At 48.4% G+C, this 14,358-nt stretch carries 11 protein-coding genes; 8 read left to right on the forward strand and 3 right to left on the reverse strand.

All coding sequences use genetic code 11. The features are described 5' to 3' along the window. Position 1: 1 nt before the first annotated feature. Both H6F86_RS23250 and H6F86_RS23255 read right to left on the reverse strand, forming a co-directional pair. Complete coding sequence (locus H6F86_RS23250; RefSeq protein WP_190451758.1) at positions 2–241, reverse strand: hypothetical protein; 240 nt, start codon at positions 239–241, stop codon at positions 2–4. A 338-nt stretch (positions 242–579) separates the two neighbouring features. Next, positions 580–1,071, reverse strand: coding sequence for a methylmalonic aciduria and homocystinuria type D protein (locus tag H6F86_RS23255; protein ID WP_199305448.1), 492 nt, complete (start codon positions 1,069–1,071; stop codon positions 580–582). Between the two features lie 373 nt (positions 1,072–1,444). Here H6F86_RS23255 and H6F86_RS23260 point away from each other — a divergent pair, with 373 nt between their 5' ends. The 6 genes from H6F86_RS23260 (at position 1,445) to H6F86_RS23285 (ending at position 8,894) form a co-directional block, all read left to right on the forward strand. After that, positions 1,445–2,605, forward strand: coding sequence for a trypsin-like peptidase domain-containing protein (locus H6F86_RS23260; protein WP_206756082.1), 1,161 nt, complete (start codon positions 1,445–1,447; stop codon positions 2,603–2,605). 75 nt (positions 2,606–2,680) lie between these two features. After that, on the forward strand, positions 2,681–3,787 hold the full coding sequence (locus tag H6F86_RS23265) for a trypsin-like peptidase domain-containing protein (protein WP_190451761.1): 1,107 nt from the start codon (positions 2,681–2,683) through the stop codon (positions 3,785–3,787). Positions 3,788–4,025: 238 nt separating this feature from the next. After that, positions 4,026–5,087 (forward strand): trypsin-like peptidase domain-containing protein, encoded by a 1,062-nt coding sequence (locus H6F86_RS23270; protein WP_190451763.1) that lies wholly within the window; start codon positions 4,026–4,028, stop codon positions 5,085–5,087. An 823-nt stretch (positions 5,088–5,910) separates the two neighbouring features. Continuing rightward, positions 5,911–6,720, forward strand: coding sequence for a peptidoglycan-binding protein (locus H6F86_RS23275; RefSeq protein ID WP_190451773.1), 810 nt, complete (start codon positions 5,911–5,913; stop codon positions 6,718–6,720). A 472-nt stretch (positions 6,721–7,192) separates the two neighbouring features. Continuing rightward, positions 7,193–7,390, forward strand: coding sequence for a hypothetical protein (locus H6F86_RS23280; protein ID WP_190451775.1), 198 nt, complete (start codon positions 7,193–7,195; stop codon positions 7,388–7,390). A 685-nt stretch (positions 7,391–8,075) separates the two neighbouring features. Then, positions 8,076–8,894: an SGNH/GDSL hydrolase family protein gene (locus H6F86_RS23285; protein WP_242033654.1), complete on the forward strand. Its 819-nt coding sequence runs from the start codon at positions 8,076–8,078 to the stop codon at positions 8,892–8,894. Positions 8,895–9,164: 270 nt separating this feature from the next. Here the strand turns inward: H6F86_RS23285 and H6F86_RS23290 are convergent, their stop codons facing one another. Further along, positions 9,165–9,611, reverse strand: coding sequence for a hypothetical protein (locus tag H6F86_RS23290; protein ID WP_190451780.1), 447 nt, complete (start codon positions 9,609–9,611; stop codon positions 9,165–9,167). A 527-nt stretch (positions 9,612–10,138) separates the two neighbouring features. On the opposite strand from H6F86_RS23290, the gene H6F86_RS23295 reads away from it, so the two are divergent. Beyond that, the gene (locus tag H6F86_RS23295; RefSeq protein ID WP_190451781.1) at positions 10,139–10,999 is read left to right on the forward strand and encodes a DNA/RNA non-specific endonuclease; all 861 of its coding nucleotides are present in this window, start codon (positions 10,139–10,141) and stop codon (positions 10,997–10,999) included. 773 nt (positions 11,000–11,772) lie between these two features. Next, on the forward strand, positions 11,773–13,980 hold the full coding sequence (locus H6F86_RS23300; RefSeq protein ID WP_190451787.1) for an ATP-binding protein: 2,208 nt from the start codon (positions 11,773–11,775) through the stop codon (positions 13,978–13,980). Positions 13,981–14,358 lie beyond the last annotated feature (378 nt).

Here is a 14,358-nt window from a genome sequence, read left to right on the forward strand (position 1 = left end):
TTTAGTGATCTTCTTCCTGCTGTTGCCGCGTTGCCATAAATGCTTCAATATCGGCAACTGCTTGCTCAAAGCTACTTAAATCAAAGGAAGCAGAGTTGGCACTGTCAGGCTTGTTATGGTCAGGCTTAATGGGCTGAACTGCTTTTGTATCAGCAGATTGCAGCGTCTTTTGCAGTTGGTTGAGCGACTCTGCGAAAGCTCGGTCTGCGGCATAGCGTGGGTCGTGCTGACGCTGATTCATATAGGCTGGCTCCCAAATCAAAGCTCAAAAAATACCGACGGCTGGACAAGTGCAAGACTGACTCTATATGCTTTAGCCTCAAGAACTTACTTGCTACGTGTTAGAGTGCCCAATCGAGCAACGATGTTTCGTTAAAGCTCCAAGTTGTGAAGCTCCAAGTTTGCAGCCTTTACTATAGTTTCACTTTTCCTGTTAGACATTAGTCCAATGGTCGGTTTCACAAGTTGGTTGTATCAACCGCTGGGTTCGCTACGAAGTGAAGCGATTGCGCAGACCGATCGCTGCACTCTATTTAAGTAGAAAGAAGTAGAAACTTTTCAACTGCCCCTCAGCGCTTCTCAACCTGTCTCAATACGTGTAAGAATTTGCTCTAGCAACACTGGTTCGATAGAAGAGACGAGCGTAGACGGGTAGACGGCTCCACCCCAGAGAGGATGGATGACAACAGCGCAGCCGTGGCTATGAATGCTTTGATAGCCCAGGGCGGCTCGGACGATCGCCACATCATCTAATCGAAGTGCGCCAGGGCGAGACAAAAGCGGTAACCCAGTACGGGGATCAAAGATGGCAACCGTGTAGCCCAGTCGCTTGATTTGGGCAGCGATCGCATAACCAAACTGAAAAAACTGCCGACGCAGCTCACGTTTCTGTGCCTCAGTGATCAGCGTTCGTTCTAGCAGATCGCAGTTGCACGGCTGTAGCACAATGAGCATTGATCGTGCTGGGCAGGACCAGTCAGGCAGCAGTTTAGCTTGATGGCTAACAAGGAAACGGCTGGGTGGATGTACAGAGTATTGAATTCTTGCTTGCTGGTTGATGGCTCTGCTCACACACGCTCCGGGCGATCGCTGTTTTCATTCTACGCAGTTGTGCCTGAGGTTGTTACGACTGCGACTGTTGCGCTTGAGCGTCCTTAGTTTACAGCGAAAGGAAGTAGACCTCTTAGCTTGAAAATCCCTGCTAGCAACTTTTTCTGCTCTTCAATGCTGAGCTCTGCCGCTTGCGCTACTGGTGCGATCGTACGTCTGCCAAAAGCATCCGGACGCTAGTTCGCACCTGCGAAAGGTGGTAGTACCCCCATGGGTAGGTTCAAAGCGCTCCGCATGGGGTCTTGAAGTACCCATCAATTCTTTGTTCTGCAAGCACTAATCCGTTACGCCATCTTACCTGGGTTGCTTGACCGCGCAATCAGGTAGGGAACGTTTGGCAAATTTTCACCTGTTCGCTTCACCCGTCTGGCATCTCTACCACTCAATCTACGACGTTCAACCTATGAAGTTCAAATACCTGCTTCTACTTGCATCCTCCGTTTGGTTCGTCGGTGTCACCGCATCTTTAGCGGCTCCTCTTCGAGCCGTTAATCAGTTAACAGCAATTCGATTTACGCCTGAGGCTAGCGTTGCGCCAGAGACGTATCGCAACTGCCAAACGATTAGCCCAGCCGTTGTTACAGTGTATGCAGGCAACGAAACTGGCTCTGGCAGCATTGTTAGTCCACAAGGCCTGATTATTACAAGCAACCACGTTGTGAGCGATCGAGCAGGCGGGCAACCGATCATGGCTCAAACAGCTGGTGGCGAGCAATACCAGGGACGGGTAGTTAAAGTTGATGTTCGCAATGATCTGGCGCTGATTCAACTGGATACACAGGCACGGTTCCCGACCGTTCAGTTGGCAGATGTAAGCGGTATTCAGCCTGGTCAAGAGGTTTGCGCGATCGGCAGCCCCTATGGTCGTCCTGGGGTTTTAAGTGAAGGCACTCTTAGCCTGGTGAGAGGAAACGGTGACTTGCAGGCAAAGATTCGACTGTATCCCGGTAATTCGGGCGGACCATTGTTGAATCCTCAGGGCAAGATGATTGGGGTAAACAGGGCAATTTTGGAGTCGCCAACGGGCAAAAATACTGGCATCAGTTTTGCTACTAGCGTGCAGGCAGTAAGAACCTTACTGGGTGCATCCACTCTGCAAACTCCGGCTACAGGTAATGCTCACCTTGCGCTGAATGGGCAACGCTCGATTGTACCAGCACCAAGAGTCAATGAAGGGGCATGGATAGTTCCTACTGCTCCGTCTGCTATAAACCCCTTTCCTGCTGGGGTAGACACGCTAAGGTCACCAGCAAATAGTAATAGTAAGCGTTTGGGCATGACGATCGATGTCCGAAATTTAGTTGTACAACAAGTTCAATCTGGCTCAGCAGCAGCAATGAGTGGCTTGCGATCAGGCGATCGTTTGATTGCCGTAAACGGTCAACGCCTCTGGGGCTTCAACACGTTGCAGTCTTTTCTCGACCGCCAGCCTGATAGCGCCAGCTTTACAATCGCTCGTGGTCAGCAGCTAGCCAGGGTGCAGGTACGCTTTTAGCAGGCTCTACTGGTTGAAATTTTTTAGTTAAGTAATTCTGCACTCCGAGTGATCGTGTTCGCATCTTGGAACGCTATGGTAACGCCATCGGTTGTGCGTCTCTTCATCCTTGACCTAACCATCATCATGAAATTTACGTCTTTGCTGCTTTGTTCTGTGTCTTGTGTGCTGCTTCAAAGTGTTCCAGCCCATGGTGCTCCCGCACCAACGATCGCTCAGACGACTGTAGATGCATCAGCAACACCTGCTGATCGATCCCGCAGTTGTCAGCAAGCGGCGAATGCAGTGGTTACGCTTTACTCTGGTACTGAAATTGGTGCTGGCAGCATTGTGGCGGGGGATGGCACCATTCTGACAGCTCATCATGTTGTGAAAGAAGCGGTTAGCAATCCTAGTAAGGTCAAAATTTACGTCAAGTTAGCGGATGGGCAGCGACACATCGGGCGAGCGATCGCTAGTGACACCCGTAATGACTTGGCGCTAGTGCAAATTCCAGTACAAACCGCACTGTCAACTGTGCCCTTAGCCAGCACCAAGCTTCAACCAGGGCAAGCTGTTTGCGCGATCGGAAGCCCATCGGGTCGCACAGGCGTACTCAGTCGAGGCGCTTTCACCACTGTAATGGCGAATGGTGATCTGCAATCTGCTGTGCGTCTGACCTACGGCAATTCGGGTGGACCCTTACTCAACGCTCAGGGTGATTTAGTCGGCGTGAATAAGGCAATCTGGGTATCCAATCGTGGTGAAAACACTGGTGTTAGCTATGCAACGAGTGTGCAAACGGCACAAACCTTCATTGCTAAACATCTTCGCCCTACGGCTGGTACGGTGACGAAGCAACCCGCACCAACGCCCTCGATCGTGTCACTACCTGTCACTGTACCTGCGCCTATAGGCACTTCACAGGCAAAAAACGGTCAGGCAGGAGTATCGCAAGCGTCTGTGGGTGCTGTAAGTAAGCTAGGAGTAAACGTAGATGCCCAAATGCTGATACAGCAAGTAGAGTCTGGTTCACCAGCCGCGTTAGGTGGTTTACAACCGGGCGATCGTCTGGTTGCAGTCAACGGCACTGAGTTAACTGGTTTAACGCAACTACAAGCGTTTCTCAACCGTCAGCCAAGCACTGCCGTCTTAACCATTCGTCATAAGCAGCAGACTGCCAATGTGCAAGTCTATTTTTAGCGCAGACGTATGACTATTGCTAAGGTTTGCGATCGGACTCTGGGGGACTACATAGACTCGTAATGAGGTTCTGCCAACAGTTAGTGTGAGCCTTAAAGCGGTAGCTGCCCCTCCAGTAACTTACGGCTTTAGTTTATAACCGCGCCTGTAAGAGTGGCGTTTATAAATTGAAGTGGATTGCTATAGTAAGCAGGGGTAGCAGGCATCTCTAAGTTTGAGTCTTCTGAACGTTAACGCTATGAAACTCAACCGCTGGCTATGGGCAGGGGCGTTGCTGGTGTTAGCCTGTACCGCTGTTTCATGTATGCCCTCAAGGGAGCCTTTTCCGCTGTTGCAGCCGGATGCGGCTAGCAAGACTGAGCAAGGGCACACCCAAGCAGCTAGCGCCAGTGTTTGTCAAACAGTCCGTCCTGCCGTAGTAACTCTCTACGCCAGCACCGAGTTTGGGTCTGGTAGCATCGTCAGCCCCCAGGGGTTAGTGCTGACGAACTATCATGTTGTTCAAGCGGCAGGCGACGGGCAAATAAGAGCACGAGGATGGAACGGTAGCTTGTTCAAGGGACAGGTGATTGCTACCGATCCAGCTAATGACCTGGCATTAGTACAGCTAGATGCTAGAGAGCCATTGCCAGAAATTCGCTTTGCCAAAGCATCAACCTTTCAGGCAGGGCAAGCTGTTTGCGCGATCGGCAGCCCGCTAGGACGCACGGGCGTGATTACGCTGGGAACGCTGAAAGGCACTAATGAGAACGGCGATCTGCAATCGTCTATCCTGTTGCATCCGGGGAATTCGGGTGGACCGTTGCTCAATCAACAGGGTGAAATGATTGGTGTAAATAAGGCGATTTGGCTCTCAGAAACAGGTGAGAATGTCGGTATTGGGTTTGCAACCGCAACGACGATCGCGCAAGCCTTTGTCGAGCAAAATCGCCAGACAGCAACGGCGATCGCGCAACAATCTGGGTTTCCTGAGCAAGACGCTATGCCCCAAGCACCTATAAGCTTTGGTTTCGATCTACCGATCGAGCCACCAACCGGGGCTAGCCTGCCGCCGAAGGCACCTATTACCAAGCGGTTAGGAGCATTAATTAATGAGCAATCGCTAGTTATTCAATTAGTCGAGCCTGATTCTCCAGCCGAGAATGCTGGTTTAAGTGCAGGCGATCGACTGGTTGCGATCGATCGCCAACCCCTGTCTCGGCTTGAAGACCTAGAAACATTTCTTAGTCGCCGCCCTAGTAGTGCTGTATTTACTATCAGTCGGGATCAACAGCAGCAAGAGATTTATCTCAATTTCTAAGCGATCGCTTTCTAAATAATTGCTAAAGAGTTGGAGCGCGATCGCCACTTAAGAGGATAAACAGCACGCATAAGCTAGTCTGTTGAACCAAGTTTGCAGAAACTCCTGGTAGCTGGAGACACATTATGTTATTTAAGAGTGGCACACACAATGAAGCACTGCCTGAGAAACGAAGCTAAAAGCTTTCTAAGCGCGAATAGTCTTCACTCTTCACTACTCTGTTGCAATTACAGCTTACGCTATATTAAAAAATAACGCATAACTTAACAGAATCCTTTATTGTTTTCCTCACCCTTACTGATGATTATTGAGCTAAATGTAGCGTTATTGATTGATCCTTCTGTATCCCAGTAGCGTCTGTCAATCAGCCGCATGAGTGATTACAAATGAGCTTCCTGCTGCTTTATCGAACTATAAGTAGCCACTAGCAATGAGAATCGCTCACTCTTTATGAACGCTTAGACACTAGTTTAATTTGTTGCACCTAGCTCAGTTTCTAGACTTTACTACCACTGCTTTCTCTGATATTATTCCATCAGGGACATATACAATTCCGTTCTCTGATTCAAATTAGCTTGACTAAGATCTGACGGAGCAAAAGCATAGCTGCTTTTTGATGACGCAATTGAGCAGTATTCGACCGTTCGATTTTGAAAGGGTTGAATTTCTTCAGGTGAACGTTCTAATGTATGGCTAGTTGCGTGACGGCTAACTGCGTCAGTGCTGCATCCCTTGCCTCAAGTGGTATGGCAGTCACACTCTTATTGCAACACCATTTATTAAGTAGTTTGTCCCTCTTACCGTCTGTTTTACAGGTGCCCATATGGAAACATTAGCCTTCCTTCATGCTGCTATTGCTCACGAAGATCCAACTCCTGATCCGACGATCGTAGCGTTTGAAAATATTGACTTAAAAGCGTCGACCTCTCTGGCAATGGGTTTCGTTGCTGCGGGGATTGTAGCCGCAACTCTATCTCACGCTGATCAGGCAGAAGCTGCTATCTACTACGGGCAGCGGGGTTCGGGAGTTTCTTCCCTTCAGTCAGCGCTTGGAGTTTCTCGTGATGGTATTTTTGGACCGCAAACGCTTTCAGCTGTGAGAACATTCCAAGCTAATAGAGGTTTGGCTGTTGATGGTATTGCAGGACCAGCAACTCTAAGTGCTCTGGGTTTGGTTGCAACTCTTGGTCCTGGCGGTAGCAATGGTGGTCCTGTACCTGTGTCTGGTGGTGCGTATGTGACTGCTGGCAGCGGGTTGATTGTTCGTAATAGCCCCGCTGGCTACCAGATTAGCAGTCTTGGCTATGGGGCGCGTGTCGGTCTGACTGGCGCACGGCAATATGCAGCAGGTCGCAACTGGTCTCAGCTTTCTAGTGGTGGTTGGGTTGCCAGTGCATATTTAAGCACCAGCGGTAACAATGGTGGTACGACTGTCCCCATCGGTAGTGGTGCTTACGTAAATGCTGGCAGTGGTCTGCTAGTACGCAATGCTCCAGGTGGTTATGTTATTAGCAGCCGTGGCTATGGGCAACGGGTGGCCTTAACAGGTGCAGAGCAATTTGCTAACGGCTACACATGGGCACAGCTTTCTGGTGGCGGCTGGGTTGCTAAAGACTATCTCAGCTTTAACTAGTTGAACGCTTGTAGCTTTGTGCTCTAGCTTTACGTTCTAAAAAATCTGGCGCTCCTTTTTCGTCATACGATTAAGTAACGCCAGATTTTTTGTATGTTTAGGTCTTATGCACTTAGCTGTGAACGATCGCGCTGACATTAAGTCATGATCTGGCGCATTTAGCAAAGTAATAGTGCGGGAAATTCTGTGGTACTGTTTTTCTGCAAAGGTGAGAGGCATTTGAATGGAAAAGCACCTGCATTCGCTTCACTGTCAACATCGCGGCGAACCCCATCAAACAGCACAAGCAAATCTTTAACAGCCAAACTGTCCATTAAAGTGATATTGTCCAACCTTCAAAGCGAATTTGTCCAAAACCCAATGGAAGGAAAGAGCCTGCAAAAAGGGCTTTGCAGGCTCTTTCCTTAATTTTTTATTCTTTTTCAAGAATTAAAGTGAATGATGTCTTTTTCCTAAAAATTCTTTAAGGTGAATGATGTCCTTGTTCTTTGTCGAAGCTAAGGATATGCATACTACGGTTGATTTGTCTGTGATTTCAGATACAAATTCGTTTAAAGATGTAGAAGCTCCTGAGGTTCTTCCAGTTAAGGATGATCAAGCGGATTATCTTTTACTCAATGAAACTACTCCTGAACTTCAGAGAGAAATTGATTTTCTCGATGCCATTTGACAGGCTCCTGATAAAAGGAAAACGAGAGAGGCGATCGAGAATGCGGTTATCGAACTCAAGAAGAGTGAGAAGACCATCAAGCGGAAGCTAGAAAGATTGTTGTCTTCTGGTAGTGTCGCAAGTCTTGGGGTCGGTCGAAAAAATAAGGGGCAGTTTGTAATTTCCAAGCAATGGTTCGATTTCACCGTGGCTACAAACAAATGGGGTCGGAAAGATGGTTCACGTATGAATCAAAACCAGGTGTACAAACATTTAGTAGCCCTTGCCTCAGAGAGTGAGAAACTTCGAGGAAAGAAATACGCCGAAAAAATCAAGAACCCCGTCTGCTTGCAGACGGGGTGTGGAAGCAGATTTACTCCCAACCTCAAGGAGTCGGATTGCAAGCTTGACGTTTCGCCGCAGAGCGGCGGGGAATATGACCCATACTCGATTTAATCGCTAAGAAAGAGCTATACAAATTATTCTACGCTTGAATTAAATAACTAGTTGTTAAAGCTTGATTAGAATGAAAAAGTAAAAGCTTAGTAACAGCATTGTTTTAGAGCTTTCTAGCTACTGTGCTATAAGCATTTTGAGCTAACAAAATCTCCTTCTGGAGAAGTTTTTTAAGGGGCAAATTGCGTTTTTGCTCTCCTTGGTCATGAAAAAACTGGCTGTTGTCATTGTTCTTTTTCTTCTGACGCTTATGACTGCAGTTGTCTTTTCAGCGAAACAAACGCATCCGCTCGCTGAACTTTATGTGTTTGGGGATAGCTTGTCGGATACAGGTACTGTGTTTCGAGCGACTGGTGGTCTCTATCCCTCTCATCCACCTTATTTTCAGGGACGCTACTCCAATGGACGGGTTTGGGTCGAGTATCTAGCAGAGCAATTTGCTGTGAAACGCATAAACAACTTTGCCTGTGGTGGAGCGACGACTGGCGGCAATGACGGTGGTTTAGTGCCAGGTCTACTCTCGCAGGTGCAGACTTTTACGCAAACCTACACCAGTCCTCATCCTGATACCTTATATATTCTTTGGGCTGGCGCCAATGACTATTTGCAAGGCGGGACTGATACGGCTCTGCCGGTCGCAAACATCACAAACGCCATTGAGTCTCTAGCTCGCATCGGGGCGACTAAACTTTTGGTCGCTAATTTACCTGATTTAGGTCAGTTACCCGCAACGCGGAACGGCTCAAATGCTAGTGCCCTGAGTACTTTGACTCAGGCTCATAATGCTGGTTTGCGGCGAGCACTCAAGGTCTTACAACAGCAGTATCAGGCGCTCCAGCTAGTGACATTTGATGCCAACTTACTTTATCAGCAAGCCATGACTGATCCAGCAAAGTTTGGCTTGACTCAGGTAACGAATGCCTGTCTGTCGGGCTCCGGTCCCTGTAGCAAGCCTGACCAGTTTTTGTTTTGGGATAGCATTCACCCCACAACAGCCGGTCATCGCATTCTGGCAAACACCAGTGTGGCAGCACTCAAAAGGCAGTTCCTTCTTCCCAACACGTTGTAACTATGAAACCTTGGCAGACACGCAGCGGTTGTTCAGCGTTTGCTGCATCGCAGTCTGCCTTGGAACCTCATCACTTGGTCGGTAGACTATGTTCATTAAACGAAGATTAATTTTACAGCCTGAAGGATGAGCTAGTTAAAAGTGTGTCAAAAACAAAGGCTGCTATTAGCTAACAATGATACGAACATCAGCACGCATCTAGGTGGTAATTTCCGAAATATAGTCGAGGAGTGGTTCTAGCCTAAGCGATTTGATCCGCCTACTAGAAGGTTACTTCTTCAGCAGCGTTACAACAATATTGATCACGCTTAGGAGTATGACGGACCAGAGTTGCCATCTTTTTATTGCCTCTTCACGAGCTTCAAGATCTGCGTTTCGTAATCTCTCAATATGTTGTAGACCCCAATCAATAAGTTCAAGTTTAGAAGCAGGGACATCTTCTTCCGCTCGATTTCTCTCTTTATGAATACGGAACTGACTACGAAAGACATCATCAACTGACAATGCTGCGACTGCTCGCAACTGCAATGTTTCATCACCTAAATCACGAATCCAAGCTGGGCGCTGAGTAATTTTCGCTTGCATTGCTGTTTTCCATTCATTCAAGCGCTCGTTAGGCACTTTGGGTCGAAACAACTCACCTCGCTCTTCCACAAGGCTTTCTATATCGTAATCATTAGGTAGATTCAACCGATGTTTAATGCCTCTGTAGGTCATGATTGAGATGGGGTCATTGCAGGTCAGAACCCACAAAGCTGACAGTACATCAAACTTATCCCGGTTGTCTCTCGATCTCTTCCTTCTCTTCATTTTGTGAAGCAGGTGCTGCTTGTTGTGAAGTTATAGCAGAAGAGGAGGGTCGAATCGTAATGGTATAACTCAAAGAGAGTGGCAGGAATAGGCGCATCCCCCAGTTGGGAGTGTCTCAAAAACGGTGGCTATCGAAACAAAGTAAGACTAAAGCTTTACAGGGCAGCACTCTTGTCCAACCCACCTGCAGGACTGTCTCACCAGCGATCACCGACTGACTCGCGAAGTTCCTTAGTGAAGGCATCCTGACGTTTTGTAGCAAAACGCATCTCTGGCACTCGGTTTTAAGACTTTGATTGCGAGACGGGTTTTGAAACACTGGCTGCCAGTGATCGCGCCAAGCCGCTCGTCCGTATAACTCTTTGCAGCAAGGCAGGACTCAGCGTCTATAGTGGGATGGCTTGACTGAAGCGGAAGAAGGAGTATCACTCAGCATGAGCAAGTTGCTATGGCAAGGTAGAAAAGTGCTCAACACACTCTTGGGAGCCCTGGTGCTCGCGCTGATAGGCTGCTTTGGGGTACTAGCGCTCGCTGACCTTAACTACGGCAGTGTGCATCTACTGCTGGGCAACCCTAGTCAGGCAACTCTAGTCAACACTAATGCCAGCAACTACCTGATGCTCAAGCCCGAGTATGCCCTCTCCTATAACCGAGAGCGTGGTCTGCCGAATTGGGTCAGCTGGCAACTGAATGCTGCCTGGCTGGGCGATGCACCACGACAAAATAACTTTCGTCCCGATCCTGCCCTGCCCTCTCGTTGGTACCGTGTGACACCAGCCAACTACACGAACAGCGGTTTTGACCGCGGTCATCTACTATCGTCGGAAGACCGGGGGGTCAGTGTTGCAGCCAATGCCGCCACGTTCTTGATGACAAACATCCTGCCGCAAGCACCAGACAACAATCGGGGACCGTGGGTTCAATTTGAGACGTACTGTCGGGAACTCGTAAAGCAAGGCAAGGAACTCTACATCGTGGCGGGTGGCACTGGTTTTGGTGGTACGGGTGAAAAAGGAGCGCTGACGACGCTCGCGAACGGCAAAGTGGTAGTGCCTGCCGCCACCTGGAAAGTGGTGCTGGTCTTAGACAAGCCAAGGTTAAAGTTGCAGGGGGTCACTCAGCAGACACGTACCATTGCTGTCGTCATGCCGAATGAGCAAGGCATCCGCAATCGCGCATGGCGTGACTTCAGGCAGTCAGTGGACACGGTTGAAGGGTTAACTGGCTATGACTTTTTCTCGAATGTGCCTCCAGCAGCACAAGCAGCTATCGAAGCAGCAGTAGACACTCTGTAGCCGCTGTCTTTCGGTCGCTACCAGTTGAGTAAGCAGCCGGATCACTTGGGTTGGGGTGCCCCGACTCAAAAGATCGGTAGCCACTACAACCGTGCCCATGCAATTAGCTTGAACCTCGAGCAGCGTGCTTCGCAGTCAGCGCTAGAGCGCCTGCCACTGTTGCACAGTCTGTTGTTCCTCATCGCCAAACCAGGCTTGAAAACACTGCTTACGATCAGCTGCTACTCCATACATTAGATTAACTGATAGATGAAGCAGTGCCCTCGGCTTACTTAACTGGTACAAGAACCGCATGCTTTGACTGTCACATAAAAAGTGTTTAGTCCAAAATTAGTCCAGTGCTTCAAAAACCAGGCTTCCTCAAAACTGACAAAGACGCCTTTATAGTCTTTTGAGCCTCTTAGTTTATCCACTTGTATAGTTGCTTAGACAAGATGGGCAAGCGGCTTAAAAAGTAAAACTGCTCCTGTACAAGGCTTTTAGGTATCGTGCCAGTTGACAGCTAGTTCAGCACCGGTAGCACAAGCTAATCATTAGCCACGTTTATCAATGAGCACCCGCAGCGTTCAGACGCCAGAAACTAAACTCGCGTTTTCGGTCCGCTGCTTTGGAGTTTTTAGCGTGCACCCTTTGAGTAATCGCCCCAACGCTTTCACAGCAACTTGCTCAATCTGTTCATCAAATAGTGCACTGCTTGAAGCAAAGCTCATCGAAAGTTAGCTACGTGGGCATCATGGGAATCCTGTATGAGGATTAGTGTCGTTTTCCCTACAATGAAAATTCATCAGCCTCGCAAGGTGAGCGCGTTTCCATTACAAATTGTTCTTATTGTTCCCTTCATTCTTCAAATTCTTGGAGCCGTTAGTTTAGTCGGCTACTTGTCCTTTAAGAATGGACAGAGAGCAGTCAATGACTTGGCAGAACAGTTGATGGCCCGCACTAGCGATGTTGTGGATGAACACCTGAAGTCCTATCTTGAAATTCCTCAAACCCTTAACCAAATTAATGCAGATGCTATCCGCCGGGGAATTTTAGAGGTAGGCGATCGTGAAACAGTGGGCAAATACCTCTGGGATCAAATTCAGGCGTACGACGTAACATACATTGGTATTGGTTTAGCCACAGGTGGGGGAATCGCAGCTGCTAGTTACGACGGCAAAACTATCACTATTGATGATTGGACGACTGAGCCGTCTAAAATCAATACTAACTACGCTACGGATGTACAAGGCAATCGCACTCGGGTTAACGCTACGTGGGATTGGGATAATCTCACTGAACCTTGGTATACCGAACCCATTGCTGCTGGTAAACCGATTTGGGCAAAGGTTACTACTTCAAATCTTCCAACGGGACCCTACATTGCTGCCTCTGCCAGTCGCCCGATCTATGATTCGCAAAATCGCCTGCTGGGAATGATCGCAGTCGATATCCACCTGCTGAAACTTAGCGATTTCTTACGCAATTTGGATATCAGCCAATCTGGGGAAGTGTTTATTGTAGAGCGGGATGGTGTCCTGATCGCCAATTCGAGTACAGAGAAGCCCTTCGTGCTCATTGACGAGAAAACACAGCGCTTGCGGGCGCTCGACAGCCCGAATTTAACTATCCAGGCGATCGCCAAACATCTCCTTACCTCTAACAAGCTTCAGTCCATCACCCGAAGTACAGACTTTCAGCTTGAGGTGCAGGGAGAAAGGAATTTCATTAATGTTGTACCCTGGCGCGACGAATATGGCTTAGATTGGCTGGTTGTAGTGAGTGTGCCAGAAAACACATTTATGGCGCAAATTAATGCCAATACATACACCACAATCGCACTTTGTTTCGGCGCATTGGTGATTGCTTCTCTCATGGGTGTCCTTACATCTCGTTGGATTGCGCGTCCAATTCTTCGCCTCAACTGGGCAAGTGAGTCAATAGCATCTGGCAATTTAGATCAGACGGTAGAAACAAGCAGTATTCGAGAACTCAACACACTGTCCAATTCCTTCAATCATATGGCAGGGCAAGTGCGCGGCTCGTTTGCTGCCTTAGAGAACAGCAAAGAGGAATTGGAAGACCGGGTGGAAGAGCGCACAGCCGAACTCAAAAATACATTAAAGGAATTACAGCGCACTCAATCGCAAGTGATTCAAAGCGAAAAAATGTCGAGTTTAGGACAGCTTGTTGCCGGAATTGCCCACGAAATTAATAATCCAGTTAACTTCATTCATGGGAATCTCGCCCATGTGCAGGAATACACCGAGAATCTACTAGAGTTTGTGCAGGTGCTGCAGCAGCATGATTCTAACCCTTCCCCTGAAATTCAATCGATTGCTGAAGCGATCGATCTCGAGTTTTTACAGGAAGATCTACCAAAGATGCTGGCTTCTATGAAACTGGGAACCGATCGCATTCGTCAGATTGTCCTCTCGTTGCGAAACTTCTCCCGCATGGCTGAAGCTGAATTCAAAGCGGTTGATATTCACGAAGGGATTGATAGCACCCTGATGATTCTGCAACACCGCCTCAAAGCTACATCCGAGCGACCAGAGATTGTGCTGGTCAAAGACTACTCTGTACTACCGCTCGTCGAGTGCTATCCTGGACAGCTGAACCAAGTATTTATGAATATCTTGGTGAATTCGATTGATGCGATCGAAGAGAGTCATACTAAGCGCACCGATCAGACGATTAAGGATCATCCCAATCAAATTACAATTCGCACGTTGATTGTGAATGCAGAATGGGTGGAAGTAGGGATTGCCGATAACGGAGTCGGTATTCCTAAAGAGGTTCAACAACAAATATTTAATCCCTTCTTTACGACTAAACCGCTTGGGAAAGGCACAGGAATGGGGATGTCCATCAGCTACCAAATCATCACAGAGAAACATGGCGGCAAATTGGAGTGCTTCTCAATCTCTGGTGAAGGAACTGAGTTCGTCATTCGGATTCCTCTCCGGCAGCACGTTAATCCAGCTAAACGGCTAGATTAACGTGCTGCTAGCACATAACGTTCGAGTTACTTCTTTACAGAAATCCTTTGGACTAACTACTAAGAGACGGAAAGTTTGGGTTCGAGCCATAAGGACACATAGATACAGCCAGTCTTGTGCGCTTTGTCGTGCGCTGTTAACGTCCCAAAGTCATTCAGTTTGGTCGTGCGGGCAAAAAGCTACTGAAGCCAAGCCGGAGCGTTGGCTAGCTCAAAGTCCCTCATGTTGGTTTAGGTCCAAACGCGACGAGAACGCCTCAGTGAGCCCAGCGAGTAGGAGCGAGAGCGCCGGAGTTTCAGGCTCCGACTGCCTCACAGGTACCCTAGTCCGCCCCTTCATGCCACTTGCGGTCCGGCTACTCATTCAACCGCGATCGTC

Origin of the sequence: Phormidium sp. FACHB-592, assembly GCF_014695795.1 — a bacterium.
In the GTDB taxonomy this organism is placed as follows: Bacteria; Cyanobacteriota; Cyanobacteriia; order Leptolyngbyales; family Leptolyngbyaceae; genus Stenomitos.

What these genes read in the sequence shown, in the direction of transcription:
- H6F86_RS23285 (WP_242033654.1), top strand. Translation starts at nt 8,076, where the DNA reads ATGACTGCAGTTGTCTTTTCAGCGAAACAAACGCATCCGCTCGCTGAA.
- H6F86_RS23295 (WP_190451781.1), top strand. Translation starts at nt 10,139, where the DNA reads ATGAGCAAGTTGCTATGGCAAGGTAGAAAAGTGCTCAACACACTCTTG.
- H6F86_RS23250 (WP_190451758.1), bottom strand. Translation starts at nt 241, where the DNA reads ATGAATCAGCGTCAGCACGACCCACGCTATGCCGCAGACCGAGCTTTC.
- H6F86_RS23270 (WP_190451763.1), top strand. Translation starts at nt 4,026, where the DNA reads ATGAAACTCAACCGCTGGCTATGGGCAGGGGCGTTGCTGGTGTTAGCC.
- H6F86_RS23265 (WP_190451761.1), top strand. Translation starts at nt 2,681, where the DNA reads ATGGTAACGCCATCGGTTGTGCGTCTCTTCATCCTTGACCTAACCATC.
- H6F86_RS23275 (WP_190451773.1), top strand. Translation starts at nt 5,911, where the DNA reads ATGGAAACATTAGCCTTCCTTCATGCTGCTATTGCTCACGAAGATCCA.
- H6F86_RS23280 (WP_190451775.1), top strand. Translation starts at nt 7,193, where the DNA reads ATGATGTCCTTGTTCTTTGTCGAAGCTAAGGATATGCATACTACGGTT.
- H6F86_RS23300 (WP_190451787.1), top strand. Translation starts at nt 11,773, where the DNA reads ATGAAAATTCATCAGCCTCGCAAGGTGAGCGCGTTTCCATTACAAATT.
- H6F86_RS23290 (WP_190451780.1), bottom strand. Translation starts at nt 9,611, where the DNA reads ATGACCTACAGAGGCATTAAACATCGGTTGAATCTACCTAATGATTAC.